General features: G+C 43.3%; 12 protein-coding genes. All 12 read right to left on the reverse strand.

From position 1 onward, the window contains the following. Positions 1-11 precede the first annotated feature (11 nt). On the reverse strand, positions 12-1,505 hold the full coding sequence (locus Q0502_RS15460) for a sialate O-acetylesterase (protein ID WP_298652637.1): 1,494 nt from the start codon (positions 1,503-1,505) through the stop codon (positions 12-14). Between the two features lie 68 nt (positions 1,506-1,573). Continuing rightward, positions 1,574-2,929, reverse strand: coding sequence for a DegT/DnrJ/EryC1/StrS family aminotransferase (locus tag Q0502_RS15465; RefSeq protein ID WP_298652639.1), 1,356 nt, complete (start codon positions 2,927-2,929; stop codon positions 1,574-1,576). Positions 2,930-2,978: 49 nt separating this feature from the next. Further along, the gene (locus Q0502_RS15470) at positions 2,979-5,102 is read right to left on the reverse strand and encodes a hypothetical protein (RefSeq protein ID WP_298652641.1); all 2,124 of its coding nucleotides are present in this window, start codon (positions 5,100-5,102) and stop codon (positions 2,979-2,981) included. Positions 5,103-5,292: 190 nt separating this feature from the next. Next, on the reverse strand, positions 5,293-7,212 hold the full coding sequence (locus Q0502_RS15475; RefSeq protein ID WP_298652642.1) for a hypothetical protein: 1,920 nt from the start codon (positions 7,210-7,212) through the stop codon (positions 5,293-5,295). 58 nt (positions 7,213-7,270) lie between these two features. Further along, positions 7,271-10,087: a hypothetical protein gene (locus Q0502_RS15480; RefSeq protein ID WP_298652644.1), complete on the reverse strand. Its 2,817-nt coding sequence runs from the start codon at positions 10,085-10,087 to the stop codon at positions 7,271-7,273. Continuing rightward, positions 10,088-11,344: a glycosyl hydrolase family 28 protein gene (locus Q0502_RS15485; RefSeq protein WP_298652645.1), complete on the reverse strand. Its 1,257-nt coding sequence runs from the start codon at positions 11,342-11,344 to the stop codon at positions 10,088-10,090. A gap of 83 nt (positions 11,345-11,427) precedes the next feature. Continuing rightward, positions 11,428-12,510: a Tat pathway signal protein gene (locus Q0502_RS15490; RefSeq protein WP_298652647.1), complete on the reverse strand. Its 1,083-nt coding sequence runs from the start codon at positions 12,508-12,510 to the stop codon at positions 11,428-11,430. A 15-nt stretch (positions 12,511-12,525) separates the two neighbouring features. Further along, on the reverse strand, positions 12,526-13,539 hold the full coding sequence (locus tag Q0502_RS15495) for an alpha/beta fold hydrolase (RefSeq protein ID WP_298652650.1): 1,014 nt from the start codon (positions 13,537-13,539) through the stop codon (positions 12,526-12,528). Positions 13,540-13,549: 10 nt separating this feature from the next. Then, the gene (locus Q0502_RS15500) at positions 13,550-14,371 is read right to left on the reverse strand and encodes an N-acetylmuramic acid 6-phosphate etherase (RefSeq protein ID WP_298652652.1); all 822 of its coding nucleotides are present in this window, start codon (positions 14,369-14,371) and stop codon (positions 13,550-13,552) included. A 211-nt stretch (positions 14,372-14,582) separates the two neighbouring features. Beyond that, complete coding sequence (locus Q0502_RS15505; RefSeq protein WP_298652655.1) at positions 14,583-16,715, reverse strand: hypothetical protein; 2,133 nt, start codon at positions 16,713-16,715, stop codon at positions 14,583-14,585. 53 nt (positions 16,716-16,768) lie between these two features. Next, positions 16,769-18,904 (reverse strand): hypothetical protein, encoded by a 2,136-nt coding sequence (locus Q0502_RS15510; RefSeq protein WP_298652657.1) that lies wholly within the window; start codon positions 18,902-18,904, stop codon positions 16,769-16,771. A gap of 81 nt (positions 18,905-18,985) precedes the next feature. After that, a partial coding sequence (locus Q0502_RS15515) for a hypothetical protein (RefSeq protein WP_298652660.1) occupies positions 18,986-19,557 on the reverse strand: 572 nt, incomplete at its 5' end.

The raw sequence follows: 19,557 nt of genomic DNA on the forward strand, positions 1-19,557 counted from the left end.
AAATTTGATATTTATTCAGATGTCTGAAAAGGAGATGCGGGCAACCCTTCCTTATTAAAGAGATTCGCATCTTCCGGATTATTACTCCATGCATAGCGGACAAAAACAGGAGTGATTACCTTATCACTATAAACCACCACCTGATTATTCTTATTTACATAAGCCTTTGCCCAGACATACCTTTGGTCTGCTCCCGCTATGGCGAATCCCTGAAGATAGCCGTATTTGTTTTTGACTATCAAACCCGAGCCTGCATAGTCAAAATTAAGAATGACCTTACTCCCTGTAATATCCATTGACTTATATACAGGGCCGGAATAAACGATGTCTTGCCCGTATGTTTTGTTCAATGCAATCAAGGCTAACCTTAAGCCGACATCCTGTTTGTTCTTCGGATGGATGTCATTTGCATCACCGATATCAATTGTTACCGCTTCGCCCGTATTCAGGAGAGAGAGTGCCTGATGCTGGGCATCTCTTAATTCCGCCCAGGAACTTTCTTCCGGTAATAAGTTCTCCGGTTTATAGCTGGCCAACTGTACCCAGTAAAACGGGAATTCATATCCCCACTGCTCCCGCCAGTCCTGAATTAAACAAGGGAATAAGGCGTAATAATCGCCGGACCGCCCTGCATGCGCATTATTCTCACCCTGATACCAGATTACTCCCTTAATCGGCATTTTGACAAAAGGATTGATCATGCCGTTATATAATACGGAAGGATACAGGTTCGGTTGAATTTCAGCAGGATCCGCCTTTGCTGTCTTGAGTTTTATTTTCATACTGTCCGGAAAGGTCTCGGGAGTGTAACTGTAATGATCTTTTAATTCACCCGGCAGCATTCCGAATGATTTTCCGCTAATCCAGGGTTCAATTTCGGTCCCTCCCCAGGATGCATTAATAATTCCGATAGGTATATTTGTTTCCTGATATAATTTACGGGCGAAGAAATAGGCGACTGCCGAGAAGTTCCCCACAGTCTCCGGGCTGCAGACCTCCCATTTTCCTTTTATTTCGGGGGCAGGTTCGAAAGCAACCTGCCTTCCCACGTTGAAAGACCTGATTTGCGGGTAATTCGCAGAAGCTGTTTCTTCTCCGGCATGATAGGATTGGGAGACTTTCCATACCATATTCGACTGTCCGCTGCAAAACCATAGGTCGCCGACAAGAATATCGGTAATATCCAGTATTTTATCGCCACATTGAATGTTCATCGAATAGGGTCCTCCGTAGGGCATCGGTTTTAATAAAACAGTCCATTCTCCGTTTTTATTTGTTTTTGTTTTGACAACCTGCCCGTTAAAATGAAGTTTAACCTCGTCGTTTTTATTTGCCCAACCCCATATTTTCACAACCTTGTCACGCTGAATGACCATATTATCCCCAAAAACAGGCGACAACCGAAATTCTGCATATAACTTCAACTGTATTATTAACAAGAAGAACAAGAGAAATGAAATTCTTTTCATAAAATCGAGATCTACTATTTTATTTTCTCGTCTCATACGTACAATATTTTATTACTTACGATTAGCCTACATTTAAATAGGCCATACGAATCGTGATGAGAAATTTAAACTGCTTTATCCTTTATTTCTTTTGCGTATTTTTGTATTTTTCGAATGGCTTCGGCAATTTGTTCCATATCGGTTTTAGAACCTAACAAGACCGTTTGTCCGAACCAAACAGCTATTTCAGTAGAGACCTTTGCGTTCTGAGGACATTGGATACGTTCCAGCCAGTTTTTCATGGTCTTTTCTCCATATATTTTTAAATAATGCCTGCTTTTGGCCAAAGCGGTTACACGCGGGGTTTTTTCCATTTGCCCGTATCCTGCACTGCATGGAATACCTTCAGCAGATAAGGCCTCTATAAAGCGCGCCCTGCCCATTCCCGAAAAATAATTACTGTCATACCGGCACATATACAAGTGATAAGCGCTGTTGGTAGTACCCGGATACAACTTGGCCGGAGCCATCCCGGGGATCTCGTTTAACATTTTATTCAAATAAGCAGCATTTTCACTCCTTTTCTTTGCTTGTTGTTCCAAGCGGGTCATTTGTGCATTTAATATGGCTGCCTGAAATTCTGTCATTCGCAAGTTACCTCCACGAACTCCTCCCGGAGCATACGCATTGTCTGATAACACAGCCCCTTGATGATGAAATCCGACACAAGCGTCCATGAATTGGCGGTTATTCGTGGTGATGGCTCCGCCTTGCCCGCAATTCAAGTTCTTGGATTCCTGAAAACTGAAAGCCCCTCCGATGCCGAAAGTTCCTACTTTTTTGCCTTTCCATTCTGCTAAATGGGCTTGGCACGCGTCTTCAATAACGGGCAAATTATTCCGGTCGCCTATCTCGAGGATCGCATCTAAGTTGGCCGGAGAACCGCCAATATGCACGGGCATAAGTGCTTTGGTTTCTTTGGTAATGGCTGCTTCCATCTTCTTCGGGTCTATCTGGAAACTTTCCGGGTCGATATCCACGATTATGGGCAGTGCGTTGTGCAATACAACGGCATTGTAAGTGGCTATGAAAGTATAAACCGGTAGGATTACCTCGTCTCCGGGACCGATATCCAATGCCCCCATCATGGTGAAAAGTGCAGATGTACCGCTGTTTACCGTCAAGCAGTGATCGGCTCCCAATAATTTCGCGTAATTCTTTTCAAAGTTGTCGGCGGCGTTATTTTTAACGCGCCTTCCCCACCCGCTGCCGTGTAAAGCACCTAACAGTGCTTTCTCCTCGGTAGTGTCGACAAATGGCCATCGCGGAAATCGTTTGGTAACCGTTTTTTCTCCGCCTAACAAGGCGGGTTTTGCATCCAAACCGCGCTTACCGGCCCAGATAGATCCCGGCCTGAGAACCATTCCTGTGCCAACAATGGATACGCTGCCTAAAAAGAGCCTCCTGCTTATCTTTTTCATTTTACTCAATTTTGTTGATTCGTCAAATAGAAAATGGCATGCTACGCCCTTATAATATCTCGCTATTCGCGAATAGTTTAACAACTTCCTTTTCCGGTAAGTCAAAAACTAAATAACGGCAATTTCCCACAAGAATGGTTGAATAATTATTGGAACCTTCATGGATTTTATTTTTTATTACATTCATGTCATATAAGGCAATATTCTTTTTTGATATCGGTATGCGAAGTAATTCTTTCCCATGGGTGTGCCATAATACAACCCATGTTTTATCTGCCCGGCGGAAAATAAAAGCACGAATTGCTTCGGAGTTTTTCGTCACTGGTTGCACTCTTTGATATGGAATGATTTCATATTTTCCATCCACATTTTTGAATAAGAAATGCTCCTGATTGCTGTTTCTTAACTCATGTTTCTGTTCATCAGTCATTAATCCTGCAATCCGCACCTCTTCCCACATCCTCATCACTCGCAAATTATCCTCCGTACGGGGATGATTTTTAAACTGATCCAATCTCCCAAACAGGCCGATTGGACAGTCCCACGCGGCTGCCCGACTGCAAATGTACGCATACATATCCGGTTGCATTCCAGTTGTTTTGTCGGAAGGAGCCAAATAATCATTCCATCCGAAATTCATGGATGAGAAACTTTCGTTCATGTATCTTGCTGCTTTTACCTGGTACATATCGGTTGCCTCCTTCACGTCCTGAGGTGTAAAAGTATCAAAAGCATTCCCTCTTGTAATGATATGCCAGCTGAAATGTGATTTTGTAGCTCCTTCGGAGAAAATAGGAGTAGGATTTAAGTTTTTATATACTTCCAATTGCGCTTTCGGGACGTTATACCAATAGGGAAAGTGAACATCTTCCGCTCCATCGAAATAGACAAATTTAAATCCCGCTTCACTGTAAATATCACTTACACGCCTGGCGACTTCCTGCTGAATACTTGTCCTTTGGTCGAATCGGATAAATTTAGGCCAGGTATCTATATCTAATAAACCAAATTTTAGTCCCTTGGCCGCTACCGCGATTTTAGTCCCGAGTTCCCCTCTTTTGCAACCTGTAAATTGATAAGGAGAGGAAGTCGTATAATTTTCGTATGCAATAATTTCATTACCGAGTTTTAACAACCTTCTTCCTGCCTCCAACGTACATTCATGGGGTGATTCTTCTACAATGATTATTGAATCATCCTTATTTACAGGAGCAGCTAATGTGAATATTTTCGTAAGATTCAATCTTGGATCGGGAACTGGTGTTACGTAAGGATCGTTCTTGCTGGCTTTATTATAATGTATATGAAATCCGGGAATGATGCCGGCCTCTTCTATCTTTTGTACAACCTGTTTTAAATCATGCATTTTATGGAGGTAGTGATTGTTCCAGGTAAAATGACCCATGCTGATAAATATATCTTCATAATATAATAACATTTGTCGAAAACCGCCTTTCTTAGCATAGGCTATATGTTCATCAACATTTTCCGGAGTTATTCCTTTGGGTTCATAATATGAATATTTATATTCATCGCGAAGACGGCTTTTGACACCTAAGGGAAGGTTATAATCTTCTTCTAAACGGGAAATGCAGGAAAGGAGCTTATTCGTGTTTGTTGCTATTAATGCGGCTCCCACACCTGTTAATTTAATATTGTTTTCCATTCCCGCATACATTACACAGGTATTGCCATTTATAACAGCATCGATTTTTGCATAAGGGTCGGTTGCCAATACATTTACGGAAACATCCTCATCCCACACAACATTCAGCCATTCCCCGAAATCAGAGCGCTTCTTGATCGGTAATTCCAAGAGAGTAAATTCATCTACCTCGGTTTTTCTTTTTTCAACACCTATTTTTCCGATTGTATATTCTAATTTTTCCAGAGTAAAACCAATATAATAATCGGTTATATTTAAATCAATCGTTGCTGTATATAAGAGTTCTTCGAATTGAACAATCAATTTATTTCCAACCTTTTTTACCCTGTCCGCATAATATTTACGTGGTTTAGCTGAATAGGTAAGCATTAATTCCGTAGCGTATGGTCTATATTCTGTAAGCGCAAATATGGATTTTCCCGTATGATCCAAATCGAGACATTCTTGTCCCGTATCTTTATGAATTAAACTTTTAGCCCTTCCATCATCATAAAGCATGAATCGCATATCTTTATTCTCTATGACAATCTCAGACTTTTCACTATTTAAAGCGAACACATTACTGCTACAGATTATATTAAAACCTAAAAATAGAGAAATAATGATCTTGTGTTTTTTTATATTCCTTACAATCATTGTTTTAATTGTTTTTTGTCCTATTTTATATCCACTGGAACATAGCATTACCCATCTTCTATCACCTGTTATTTTCCCTGATATGGTTTATAACCGTATCAAACGTCCCTAAGGGATAGTGGTTTGGCTGCCCGTACCAGAAAAAGGAGCCGTATCCTTCGTAGTCTTTTGCTTTTATATGAGGGTCGGTAGCCAGATAACTGGGTATATCGTTTGTATAGGCTGCTACGGATACTTTTTGATCAGGCCATAAATCCCTGATGGCAATTGCAAATTCGGTGGTCACCTCCCTTGAAAGTCCCACTAACTTCCAATCTCCGATATTTAACGTCTGTACATAGACCGGCATGTCCGTAGGAGGTGTTCCGTTTTCCTCGTAATGGGCCAACATGAGTTTTGCCCAACGGGCATCTCTCCGGGCAATACCATCGGCGGGATTTACTTCCGCATTTTTCAAATATTCTTCTATCTGCTCCCGGCTCCAGGGGGTAACCGGAATAGAGATCGTATCGAGATGGAAAGATATATCTCCTTCAATGGGAGACATGGGGCCGTTTAAAACCGATATCACCTTCTCAGCCAATTGTTCTCCCGTAGCACGAAAAGTAGTGTTGGGATTGATATCGCCGGCGCACCCTTGAAGGAATACACTGTGGTGGATGCCTGCAGTAGATTCTATAATACTTCTGGCATGTCCCGGAAAGTTAGCGCTCGCAATAAAACGGTTTACCTGGGGATCAGCCACAACCGGGTGGCATCCGGTTAAGAACAAGAGGGATTTTTCATTGTCTTTTTTAGAAAGGATTTGTACTACATCAACCAGGTTATCATACACTACGTTCTCTCCTCTCAGACTTCTGTTTCTCCCGATAGTAGTCGTATCACGGCTAAAGAACAAATCGCTTTTGACGGCATTGTCAATCGATTCTTCTATCGAACGAATGATTCCCGGACGGACCACATTATTCAAATATAAGGTATCGGGATGTTGATTTTGTTTCTCCCATGTTATCCAGCTTTGTGTTACAGGTGTAAAATGGGAATGAGAAGCATTGATCAGAACTGCTTCATGCGGGATACCCCTTTTCCGGTAAATTTCATCTTTTATACTTTGAATAAAAGAATAATCGAATCCGCACACATCCACTCCGACGATTACGGCAACCTTATCCCCTTTTTTAAACGATATGGCCCGTGCCGACAGGTTGCCTTCGGAATTATGTTTATTGGTATACAGTTTATTATCGAAAGCGGAGGCATACAGTTTATCGCCGGAATAAGCAATCCGGCGGATATCGATCGGGTAGGATTCGCCGTTGTTATAACCGATGCGAACCCAGCTCTCCTGAGGATATGGTAATTCACATTGATATAAGACGCTATCTTCACCCAGGGCGTACAATCTTCTGCCATCCGATGCCATCGATTGGATCATGCCGACATTCGCCACCACTTTCCACGTTATTTCATTTCCACCGGTCAACCCTTCGCACAAATCGCCTTGGGCGGTTGCCATATACAATTTCTCGCCGGAAGAGGTAAAGGATTTTACATCGCCTACCGATGATAATTTGTTCCATTCGATTTTCTCTCCGGCGGGTTGTGTCACATACAGATCACCTTCCTCGGTTATCCCGTAGAGTGAATTGCCATGGCCGGCAAGGAGTTTTACGGGAAGGTTAGATCCTACGATTTTTGCTTTTCCAACAGGTTGTCGATCAAATACAACCAACTCTCCTTGGGCATTAACGCCATAGAATTGTTCTCCTACTGCCGTGAAATTTAAAAGAAAATCCGTTGTCCCCTGCTCTTCCCAACCTAATGTGAAACGACCTTCGTAAGGGACGGCGAAACCGGCCAATGCTAAAGAGACCGTTTCACCCGTAGGCTCAATACTTACAACTGAGCTGCCGACTTTATAACTACTCTGACAAGAGTTTATAATAAGCAGCAAAGCCAAAAATGATAAATAATTCTTCATATGACTCGTATATTATTAAAAAATATTTTTTACCCCTGCTTCTGATGATCAATTAAAATCAATAGTGAACAGAGAGTTGAAGCTGCCCTGTTTTCCCTGTAAGATCGATCGTTTCATTTTCCACATCGAAAGCCTTGTGTTTTTCTCCGTTGATCTTCACTTTTTTAATTTTTTTATTCCCGGGAGTTCTTAATCTCAGCGATACCTCGGAAGCAGAACCGGCTTGATCGGGCATCGACAGAGTTACATGAACGGTTCCCTTGTCGATATCGGAACAGATCTGATAATCGATTTTACCGAAGAGGGTAGGTGCATTGGATACGTTGATCCGTTTTCCCTGCTCTAACCACGCCCGGGGTGTAAAGTACGCGAGTTGTAATTTGTCGGGGACCCCGTTCTCGGCATCTGTTTCCGTAATCAGCATTAACCTGAGCATAAGTAAAAACCAGGTATTGTTAAAACTGGAAGGGCTCAGGTAGAATGTCCTGTAATACTCATTGGGGAAAGGTCCCACTGTATCTCCCTCTCCTGAAATAAAAGTCCCGCGCGTCATTCCATGGGCCAATTTTGCATAGAATGAAAGAACAAGCCTGTCGGGGTCGTCCATCATGGCGGTAACCCGGCTCAAATTCAGTCCGTACACATTATCTACCCCGGGTGTTTTATATCCCGGCAGGCCATCTTCCTTATAACTTCCTACCGGCAACGGATAATAATTGAAACGCACCATCCCAAGTAAAAATGCACCGTAGTCTTTGAGGTATTGATAATATCCGGGCATTAAGCCCTGATCTAACAATCCTGAGGCCGCCACATACGGGAAACAAAGATTCCAGTAAGAGCCGTATTTCGTATCGGTAATATTAGAGTAGGGCAGGGGTTTTTCTTGCGTAAACAATTCGGTAGGGATAAATACGCTGCCATCGGGGAGGGCCGTCTTGCTGTTATTCACGCCTTCCGACAAACGAGTTTTAAGTTGCCCTGCAAGGAATAAAAATTTATCACCATTTTTAGTGTCGCCTAACGATGCCTTAAAAATGTAGGCCATATCGCGCATTCCCCGCCATGCCACTGCCTGGTGATGAAGATAGACCATTTTTTCGGCAATGTCTCCGCTAAAAGATTCCGCAGTTAGAACACTATTTCCCGAATTGTTTATTTGTGTTTCAAAATCACTCAGAAAATCGATAAACCTTGCTTTATTTTCGGATATAAAAGCAGTGTCGCGGGACATATAAAAATATTGTGAGGCATGTGAAAGGAGTTCCCCCATTTCCCATGTCCGGTAGCGTCTGAATGGACGGGAAAGTAAAATCTCATGGATGGCTTTTTGCCGTTGGATAAAACCGTACTCACCCAGCACTCTTGCGGCATCATTCCCCTCCGGTTGATACCAGGTCTGATATATATTACCGATACTGTAGAGATAACCCATATAGAGGTTCTGAATAAGCAGATTTTTCCGGGCGTTGTTTACCTGTTCTTCCGGAATATCGAACGTTGCTCCTTTTGCCAGCTCTCCATCCCAGTAATCTTTCAATTCTTTCTTTTCTGCATTGTACAAAGCTGCGGTTATTTCCGTTTGCGTACAATTCGCAGGATGTAACAATCTGGCGATATATAACTCGGTGTCTCCTTTACTCAAATCCAGATCGTACACAACACGGTTGCTTTCTATTAATCTTCCCCCCGGTGAAATGATCGCCCGTATCTCGTTATTCGACTTAATGATATTATTTTCCAGTGCCAACAAGTTATTATCCGAGAAATGAAAGGTCACCTTCACAGAATTGATATCGGATTCTCCTTTAGACACTTTCAGTTTTATAAAACTGACCAGTTCAGTGGTCGCAAACAGGTAATCGGAAAAAGACTCCTGAAAGTATTTCACTCCGTCCACATCCCTGTATTGATTCTGGAGTACCGGGTAATATCCGTCTTCGAGGGACTCCTGTGCAAGACGTGCTTCGGCAAATCCATACCGTTCATTCCCTGAGGCGCCTACAAAAATGGTGATTTTATCGCCGGAATGGACTTGCGAGACAATCTGGCTTCCATCACCTACGTGCAAGGCTGCGGGCCCAAATCCGGAAGGATTGAGCGGCCTGCCGAACGGGATATAATAAACCCCCGACTCAGTAACAGCCGTTCCCATTAATTTCAATGGAGCCAGATAATCTTTGATATTCTCATAGGTAGGCCCTTCGGGCAAAGCCAATACTTGTTCCCCCCATACATCCATTTTTGAGTTCAGCGCTGCATTCACCCGTTGCTCATACCCTTCAAAGTGTTTTTTCTTCCCCTCAAACTGTTTGTTTTCCGGAGGCGTTCCTTCCCACTTATCGAAGAGAAGCTCATGCGCAAGATCATAAGCGACCGGATCATAAAGATTATACCCCTGCACGTCGTCGGCATTCTGTGCAGCCCTGGCTACGGAGCCGTATACCGTTGCCGGTTCCCCCTTAAATAATTTCAGATAATAGGTTTCTCCTTTTTCAAGATAAATATCATTCGGGAAAATAATTCTTTGTCTGCCTTTCTCCTTTCCCGATACGCTTCCTATGGCGATTACCTTTCCGTAAAGCCCTTCCTGTATGATGTGCGCTCCTACTGATCCGCTCAATTCTTCGTGAATCCATATATACACTTCTTTTAATCTTGAGCATTGCGCCACAAAACTTGTTACAGGTATATTGGCGACTTCATTAAAACCGGCAAATGCGACACTGGGATTTGCAGGGGCATGAAGGACCCTTATACCGGTACATTGATCCGGTACCACTGATGGTGGTTCCTGATCCCTATTTCCTGCATGCAGGTAATTGATCCCTTGCACCCACAACAGGAAGAACAGTATTTGAGATATTCGTTTCATTTAATTTTTTACCAGATTCACTTCGCTTATATTCTTAGTTTCCGTTTTATCGATTGTATAAGTAATGGCGGTGGGAGCAATCCCGGTATATATTCCGTTCATAAAAACACAATTGGCTATCGGTGATTCCACCAAGATGAGGGACTTACCATCACCCATAAGATTCATCGCATAAATATGATGAATCCTCTCCTGCGCTGAAGGTTGTCCATATCCCTTGCCTCCAACCAGTAAAGTATAAGGGCTTCCCCCGTAAGGAGCGGGAGTGTCCGGTCTTGCTTTTGTTATGATTCCATTGATATATACATGATGGATGCTTGCATTATCGCTTGCCCGGATAGCTACTCCCGTATAATTTGTCTGGCAATTGGTGATAAATATCTGTTCCGTATCATCTTCCGGTCCATTCCATTGGGTAGAAGTAATCTGATAGGAGTTTACATCGCCATGGGTATGATAAAAAGGAGCTACATCAAGACTGGAAAGCGCGATTAAATCATCTCCGTTGATACCAGTGATATTATGTATGCTGAAATATTTACAGCCATGTCTCAAGTTAATTCCGTCTTTGTTATACACTTTCTTCTGAATCCCATTGATAGAGATGGTTTCAGGATTTTTAAACCGGATATCGGATATCCCGGCATTCCGGGTTCTTTCAAAACTGATTGCCCATGCATGGGAATTTTCTATCGTTATATTTTTTAAATGGATCCCATCTACATAAGCGATCTGAATCAGATTATTCCGCCAGTCTCCCGTTTGTTTTATCCCGTTCTTTCCCGCATCACTTCCATAACTTACCCGCCGGTTTTTTTCATTCTCAGGCGCCAGGGTTAAAGTTCTGTATGCATCACCCGTCGAACGGGGATTGTCGGCTCCCTTTAACAGTACATCTCCCTCTCCTATAATATTTATATTATAACTCCATTCCGGATGCGTAATTCCTATGCCCACGTTGTCGCTTCTGAACATATTGTCCCGGCATGAGTCGGACAATTGAACGGTACAATTGTCAAGGATGACCGTCATATTACCGGGTAATAATATCGCCCTGTCTATTATCCAGCTATTGGAACCATTGGAATTTCCCTTTGGTATTACTATTTTACGAGTAGTTCCCCGGGCGGCATTGACAGCAGCCTGTATGCGTTCCGTATCACTACCTGTAAAATCGTTGGGAGTAATCGTCCGGTTGGAATGCGCATTCGCCGATAAACTATACGCGATAATAAGTAGTAAAGAAAAGTATTTCATTTTTCAGTTCCTTTGCAGGTGTGAGAACAATTTTGACTACGTCGATTACTTCGTAATTCATGCCCGTTTCATAGGTAGTATAATTATTTGTTTTTTAAACGTATAGCATTTGCTACTTGCTCAATCGCCTCGGAATGTTTTTCGAAACAGGGAGCTAATGTGGGCCTCCATATTGTTTGCATAAAACCTTTGAGCCTGTCGGCATTGATTACCTGCGAACAATATTCAACTGTTTTTTCAAAATTGATATTATTCGAATGGTTACTCCCCGTTGGAACCTGATCAAAACCATGGGCTTCTAATTGGTCGTACAGCTTTACATACTTTTCATGCAGAGGATTATCAAAATTCTCAAATTGAGATGCATAATACCAATTACTTTGCAGGACAGATTTCGGCATTTTTTCAAAAAAGAGGTCCGGATGATCCCATGCATAATCAGACCAAATCCATGACCTGGCATTCTGTTTTTCTACCAGATCCACTAAGTAATAAAAATCATACCACCACAGGTCACCCTGACGGACAACCACATTCTGATGATTTTGTTGGTGGCCTGCCGTTTCTTCATCCATGCCTAAATGAAAAAAACGGGGAGCATCAAACAGGCTGCATACTTCTTCAATTAAGTTTTTGCATACGGTATAATATTTCTCTGAAGAAATCATCCGTTGATAAGGGCCTAACCAGGCTTTGTGGCCTGTTGAAAAGTTCAGTTTGGGAATAGGTTCCAAACCCATCTCCCGGATTTTTTTCAACTCTTTTTTTAGTTCGGAGACGGACCAGGCACCTTCCACGGCGATCTCCGGGTGGCTGTCGTACTTCACTCCGTCTCCGAGGTCAATGATCACCATATTCATTCCGGCACCTACCATTTTGACTAATAACTGATCCCAAATGTTTTTGTCGAAAGTGAGGTTCGGGTGATACTTGTGGGCCCACAGATAGGCTTCCCGACAATCGTTGCCGGTAAAAACAGTGTCCTGATAGGGTGGAGGAGTATGATCTTCCCACATATTATAGCTCAAATGGAGTAGATTGGCCCATATCAACTCACTATTGTTATTGTTGTTTTTTGTCCCCTTTTGGGCAAAGATCTGCCCGGGTATCGCTGCTACCATTCCGGCAGCGGCTACCTGTTTAATAAATTCTCTTCGATTTGTCATTTGATTCAAATTGTTTTAAAACCGGTGATTGAACTGTTTGTCAATTAATTGATAGATCTCAGTTCTTACCTCTTGAGGAAAGTCATGGCCTGCATCGGGATAAAATACCTTCAGGTTTTCTTTTACTCCGAGGGATTCATACGCGGCAGAAGCTTTCCGGATACCTACTCTCACCCCTTCCACATCAAAATTCGTATCTTCTATCGGCGAGTTCGATATAAAAAGACGGGGTGCAATGAACGCGATTATTTCGTGGAAATTGAAGGGGATTTTGTTTTGGTCTAACTGATATTTAGTCCTGAACAGGGGCATGTATTTGTCTTGCGCCCAAGGACCCAGTTTCCCTCCATAGTTTGCGGAAGAGGGGCCGATGTCATAATATTCGAATTGTGTCCACCCGCAGCTGGAAACAATCACTTTCAACCGGGTATCAAAAGCTGCCGCAAACAGCGCATTATGTCCCCCCAAAGAATGGCCGATGACCCCTATCCGGTCGGGATCGACCTGATCAAGGCCTTGCAATAAGTCCACACAGCGGATATGATTAAATATCCCCTTCATCGTTCCCGATTCATACCGGTCGTTTTCAAAATCGTAATTTCTCAGATCGCCAAAACCCGGATAGTCGGGTGCGATGACTGCATATCCTCTTTCGGCCAATTCTTTTGCAATCGCCCTGTTTTCCAAACTTCCCTGCCCGTCAACTATTCCTTTACCCAGCGCTCCTGTTGAATGCAGTACAAGCATAGCCGGATGCTTACCCGATCGGTGACTTATGGGTAAGTATAGATAAGCGGGAAGATCTTCATTCTCCGCTACAGTAAAACTGATGGTATAGCGGATATAACCTGCTGTTTTCAAACTGTCTTTATACTGTATATTCATGGGAGGCAGATCCGTGAGATCCGGTAGGGGTCCCATCGCCGCTTCCATGCTATCCCGTAAGTGATACTCATTACTCTTCCCTGAGATAGTATGTATTCCTGCCGACAATAGTATAAGTCCTGAGACGAATAGTTTTTTTAGCATAATTTTCTCATCAGTGTATATTATTCTGCGCTATATAATCGACCGATTTTTTCACATCCCCACATTGATATAAAATATCTTTTGCCTGTTCATAGTCCTTCAGATCGCTCAACAGCATAATCATCTTGACCGACCGGTCCACTACTTTATCGTTGATGAGTCGGACATTTACCATACGATTGTCTTCTACTTTTCCCAAACGAATCAGTACGGTGGTACTGATCATGTCGAACAGCATTTTTTGTGCAGTTCCACATTTTAGCGATGTGTTGCCGGTAACGAGTTCAGGCCCCAGGATCACTTCAACCGGATAGTCAGCCAAAGCGGCAACAGGAGAGCCGGGATTGTTGACAATACATCCGCAGGGAATACCCTCTTCCCTGCATTTTCGTAATCCTGCCAATACAAAAGGGGTGTCGCCGGCAGATGAAATGCCGACCACTATGTCCTTATGGGAGACATTGTACGCTTGCATTTGCCTTACTGCATCCTCCTCATCATCTTCTTTTTCCTCCAAAACCTCAAGTAACCTCTCTTCTCCACCGGCCAGAATGCAATTGATAATCCCTTTCTCAATCCCATATGTATTGGGTAATTCAACTTTGTCCAAAACCGAAAGGCGTCCGTCGTTACCTGCTCCCATGTAAAACATCCTTCCTCCTTTTTCAAGTACATCCTCAATTGCTGAAATCAATCTTGAGATCTCGGGCAATGCTTCTTTGATTACCAACGCTACTTTTTTATTTTCGTTATTAATGTTCTTTATCAGTTCATCTACCGACATTTTTTCTAAATGCCGGTATATTGACGGTTGTTCGGTGATCTTCTCCATATGAAAAATATAATTAATTGATTATTTTGTATTTATATAAGACAAAGCTATTTTCTTTGGGTAACTGAACGGAGGAATACGCCATAGACTTTTACTCCGCTCAAATCAACATCCAACACTTGATACCCTTTTTTCCCTTTACCGGATATTACCTTACGGTTTTTATCTTTTGTTTTGCATATGACACATTTCCATTGAGAAACGGGATTTGTTATCCCTTTTGAAGTACGCCATATATTTTTATATCGTGTAAATCGACATCCAGTAAATGATGTCCCTCTTTTCCTCTCTTTAACGTTACTACCCGTTTTTCGTCCTTTAATTCGGGACTTAACAAGACGTATTGTTCACCGGCTAATGCACTCCTCCTGATCTCGTAAGAAAGGATATTGTCCGTTATCGGAGAATCGATATCCTGAAGGATTGCATTTCCACCATGATCTTTCATATGAGGATGTGGGATAGCTTCCATTACCCTATTTAGAAAATGTATAGTAAATTCCCCGTCATAGAGCCGGATCCTTGCTGCCCAACGTTCATCACCGCCTGTCTGCCTTATTACGGGGGAGAATTTTCCCGACTGTATCGGTCCGGCCAAAGGATCGGAGTTCAGCGCCGAATCGATGACGGTGATCCTTTTGCTGTAAGCGCTTATTAATTGATCCGATAAAGGGGTTGTCCGTTTATTGCCTTTTTCATTATGAGTGCCAAACGGAAGGGCTAACCATGCTTTCCCCCCTGAAGCCAGATAGATTGAAACGGCTTTGAACTGGGCGTCGGAAACACAAGCTACGCCATCGAGCACCAAAGGTGTTTTATCGTGTAGTAGAGACGATGCGTCGGCCAGTTCATTCGCCCTTACAAACCGATATCCTACATTGTGCTTCACTAATAAACCCGACCATGCTTTTAACCGATCCCAATGCTCTTTCCCCTCTTCGTCGCGCCAACCATTATCCCTGCAGTAATTGTTGCTCACAAGCCGGACTTCCACCAGGTCTTCACCTTTCCTATAATCGAGATTGCTGTGGTCTACCTCCCAATTGTTCCACTCATGGATCACCTCCTCCATTTCACGGGCATCGGCAGGATCCTCTATTAAACGTTGATTGAGGGTACTGCTCCAATTGGCAACACCCCAGAACCGGCTTAACGCCCAACCCAAATAGCCTCCCTTTTCATAGATGGTATAACTCACCGCGATAGCCGGAGAATCTCCTCTTTGCTTTGCAATATCTTTCTGATGTAGTGCTTCTGCATCCATGCGTACCCAATCAGTCGATCTGATATTTGTTCCTACATTCTCGAGCATAAAAAAGTCCAAATAGGGAGCCATTCTCTCCAGATTAAGGGAGATGGAGTTAAGTACGATGGGCCCGGTGCTGGAACAGCAGGACATCAGGGGCATATGGCCTACCGTTGTTTTCACTAATTTGACATGATCGACGACTCCATCTACTTTCATGCGGATAAAATCCCTGAAAGCAGGATTCTCATAATTCCCCCAGTATAACATCGGTTTTGAAGTATCCCCCCAAAAGTTCTTATCGCCGAAAGGCGGAATTTCTCTGTTATAATCACGCCTGAACCGCTCCCTGCAATATTTACATCCGCAAGCTGCAAGGCCGACATAATCGCACATATCATCTACCTGGATCGCATCCATTGGCACTTCCTTCAATAACCGTTTCAGGTATTTTGTATGCATATCCAGGAATCCCGGATTGTTATGACAGAAAGCTTCCATCTGATACTGAAGTGAATAACCCCTGCTTCCGTCGTGGATATCGACCTCACATATATCCTGGAAAAGATGTCCTTCATACTGGGCATGCCTGGCAGCGATGGGGTCATGAAACAGCAGTACATGATGACGATGACTCCGGTGTAGTTTGTGAAATTCATCTTCATTACGTGGTCTCTGTACGTGGTTACATGAATAGTGGTCCATAAATTTGATCCCATACTGATGCAATTCCTCACAAACATTCGCCATATACCCATGCAACTGACCAAAATAGTTGGAAAAATCGAATCGAATATGAAATCCGAAATTGATGGCCATATCAATCTGGGCTTTCGCAAAAGCTTCGGCCCGTCTTTTGATCTCATCTTTGATGCTCTTCTGAGACCATTGTAAATCTGCTATCGTGACCCACCAACTGGCGGACCTTCTTGGAATAAATGGAATATCGGCAGGAGTGGAGACAACTTTTGATACATCGGGCATAGGAATTCTTTTTGCCGGCGACACTTTAGTAGTATCTGCCAGCATGGTGCCTCCCACGCTTAATCCTACGCCGGAAACCAGTGTTTGTTTAATAAAGGTTCGCCTGTTACTCATCTGTCCCTCATTGTTTGTAAAACTTTCTCCTAATAGATAAGGGGCTGTGGATCCTACCCTTTTTGAAGCACGCCATAGACTTTTATTCCGCTCAAATCGATATTCAACACCTGATGCCCTTTTTTTCCTTTACCGGATATTACCTTACGGTTTTTATCTTTTAATTCGGGACTTTTCAACAGGTATGGATGATCGGGCAAAGCATTTATGCGAATTTCATAAGAGAGTTGATTGTTTGTGATCGAAGAATCAATATCCTGAATAATTGCAATTCCTCCATTATCCTTTATTTGAGGATGTGGAATAGCTTTCATGGCTGTGTTCATAAAATGCATAGTGAATTCTCCGTCGTAGAACCTGATCCTGGCTGTCCAACGTTCATCGCCGCCTGTCTGCCTTATTACGGGAGAGAATTTTCCCGACTGTATCAGTCCGGCCAAAGGATCTGAATGCAGGGCCGAATCGATGACGGTGATCCTTTCGCCATAAGCGCGTATTAATTGATCCGATAAAGGAGCTGCCCGCTTAAAACCTTTCTCGTCATGGGTACCAAACGGAAGAGCAAACCACGCTTTTCCTCCTGAGGCCAAATAACTTGAAATCGCTTTGAACTGGGTGTCGGAAACAGCAGCCACACCATCCAGTATAAGCGGTGTGGCCTCCCGTTTTAATGCCGCCGCGTCGGCTAATTCGCCGGTTCTCAAGAACCTGTATCCCACATTGTGCTTCACTAATAAACCCGACCATGTTTTCAACCTCTCCCAATGCTCTTTCCCATTTTCATCGCGCCATCCGTTGTCCCGGCAGTAACTGTTGCTCACCAGGCGTACTTCCACCAGATCTTCCCCTTGCCTGTAATCGAGATTGCTGTGGGCTACTTCCCAATTGTTCCATTCATGAATTACTTCTTCCATTTCCCGGGCATCAGCGGGATCCTCTTCAAGTCGATTGTGGTGAGTACTGCTCCAATTTGCTGCGCCCCAGAACCGGCTTAACGCCCAGCCCAAATATCCGCCTTTTTCATAGATGGTATAACTTAATGCGATGGCCGGAGAATCGCCCCTTTGTTTTGCGATATCTTTTTGATGTAATGCTTCCGCGTCTTTTGGTACCCAATTGATCGAATTGACATTCATTCCTACATTCTCCAGCATGAAAAAATCGAGGTAGGGAGATATTTTCTCCAGGTTGAGCGATATTGAGTTGAGAATAATCGGACCCGTACTCGAACAACATGTCATCAATGGTTTATCTCCAACTAAAGACTTCAGCAACTTCACATGATCCACGATTCCATCGTTCTTCATACGGATAAAGTCTCTGAAGGCAGGATTCTCATAATTACCCCAGTATAACATCGGTTTGGAGGTGTCTCCCCAAAAGCTCTTATCGTCGAAAGACGGGATTTCTCTATCGTAATCTCGCCTGAACCGTTCCCGGCAATATTGACATCCGCATGCGGCAAGACCCACATAATCGCACATGTCGTCAATTTCAAAGGCGTCAATAGGCACTTCCCTCAGCAACCGTTTCAGATATTTTGCATGCATATCCAAAAAGTTGGGATTGTTATGACAAAAAGCCTCCATCTGGTACTGCGCGGCATATCCCCTGCTTCCGTCCCGGATATCGACTTCGCAAATATCCTGGAACTTATACCCCTCATATTGTGCATGCCGGGCCGCGACCGGATCATGGAACAGCAATACTGAATGACGGGTCATTCTATGCATCTTGTGAAATTCGCTTTCATTTTTTGGCCTATTCACATGATTGCATGAGTAGTGATCCATATATTTGATTCCATACTGATGCAATTCCTCACAAACGTTCGCCATATAACCATGTAACTGGTTAAAATAGTTGGAGAAATCAAATCGACAATGAAATCCGAAATTGATGGCCATGTCTATTCTGGCTTGCGCGAAAGCTTCTGCCCGTCTTTTGACCTTATCCCTGATGCTCTTTTGTGACCATTGTAAATCCTCTATCGTAGCCCACCAACTGGCGGTCCTTCTTGGGATAAATGGAATATCGGGAGGGGTTGAAACAACTTTTGATACATCGGACATAGGGATTCTTTTTCCCGGCGACACTTTAGTCGGAGTGTCTGCCAGCATGGGGCCTCCCACGCTTAATCCTACGCCGGAAACCAGTGTTTGTTTAATAAATGTTCGCCTGCTGCTCATTTATTTTTTGTTTTGTGTGTGAGCCATTTCCATTGAAAAATGGGATTTGTTATCATTATTCTATCTTAGCACAAAGTAGTGCTATCCCTTTTGAAGTGCGCCATAGATTTTTATTCCGCTCAAATCGATATCCAACACCTGATGCCCTTTTTTCCCTTTACCGGATATTACCTTACGGTTTTTATCTTTTAATTCGGGACTTTTCAACAGGTATGGATGATCGGGCAAAGCATTTATGCGAATTTCATAAGAGAGTTGATTGTTTGTGATCGAAGAATCGATGTCCTGAATAATGGGTACACCTCCATTGTCCTCTATATCCTGATGCGGAACAGGTTTCATGGCTGTGTTCATAAAATGCATAGTGAATTCTCCGTCGTAGAACCTGATTCTAGCCGCCCAGCGTTCATCGCCGCCTGTCTGCCTGATTATGGGAGAGAATTTTCCCGACTGTATCAGTCCGGCCAAAGGATCTGAGTTCAGAGCCGAATCGATGACGGTGATCCTTTTGCTGTACGCTCTTGTTAATTGATCGGATAAAGGGGTTGCCCGTTTATTGCCTTTTTCATCGAAGGTCCCAAACGGAAGGGCTAACCACGCTTTCCCCCCTGAAGCCAGATAGATTGAAACGGCTTTGAACTGGGCGTCGGAAA

The organism is uncultured Proteiniphilum sp., assembly GCF_937873925.1.
Lineage (GTDB): Bacteria > Bacteroidota > Bacteroidia > Bacteroidales > Dysgonomonadaceae > Proteiniphilum.

Coding starts and splice junctions, on each gene's coding strand:
- Q0502_RS15460 (WP_298652637.1), bottom strand. CDS start 1,505: ATGAGACGAGAAAATAAAATAGTAGATCTCGATTTTATGAAAAGAATT.
- Q0502_RS15465 (WP_298652639.1), bottom strand. CDS start 2,929: ATGAAAAAGATAAGCAGGAGGCTCTTTTTAGGCAGCGTATCCATTGTT.
- Q0502_RS15470 (WP_298652641.1), bottom strand. CDS start 5,102: ATGCGATTCATGCTTTATGATGATGGAAGGGCTAAAAGTTTAATTCAT.
- Q0502_RS15475 (WP_298652642.1), bottom strand. CDS start 7,212: ATGAAGAATTATTTATCATTTTTGGCTTTGCTGCTTATTATAAACTCT.
- Q0502_RS15480 (WP_298652644.1), bottom strand. CDS start 10,087: ATGAAACGAATATCTCAAATACTGTTCTTCCTGTTGTGGGTGCAAGGG.
- Q0502_RS15485 (WP_298652645.1), bottom strand. CDS start 11,344: ATGAAATACTTTTCTTTACTACTTATTATCGCGTATAGTTTATCGGCG.
- Q0502_RS15490 (WP_298652647.1), bottom strand. CDS start 12,510: ATGACAAATCGAAGAGAATTTATTAAACAGGTAGCCGCTGCCGGAATG.
- Q0502_RS15495 (WP_298652650.1), bottom strand. CDS start 13,539: ATGCTAAAAAAACTATTCGTCTCAGGACTTATACTATTGTCGGCAGGA.
- Q0502_RS15500 (WP_298652652.1), bottom strand. CDS start 14,371: ATGGAGAAGATCACCGAACAACCGTCAATATACCGGCATTTAGAAAAA.
- Q0502_RS15505 (WP_298652655.1), bottom strand. CDS start 16,715: ATGAGTAACAGGCGAACCTTTATTAAACAAACACTGGTTTCCGGCGTA.
- Q0502_RS15510 (WP_298652657.1), bottom strand. CDS start 18,904: ATGAGCAGCAGGCGAACATTTATTAAACAAACACTGGTTTCCGGCGTA.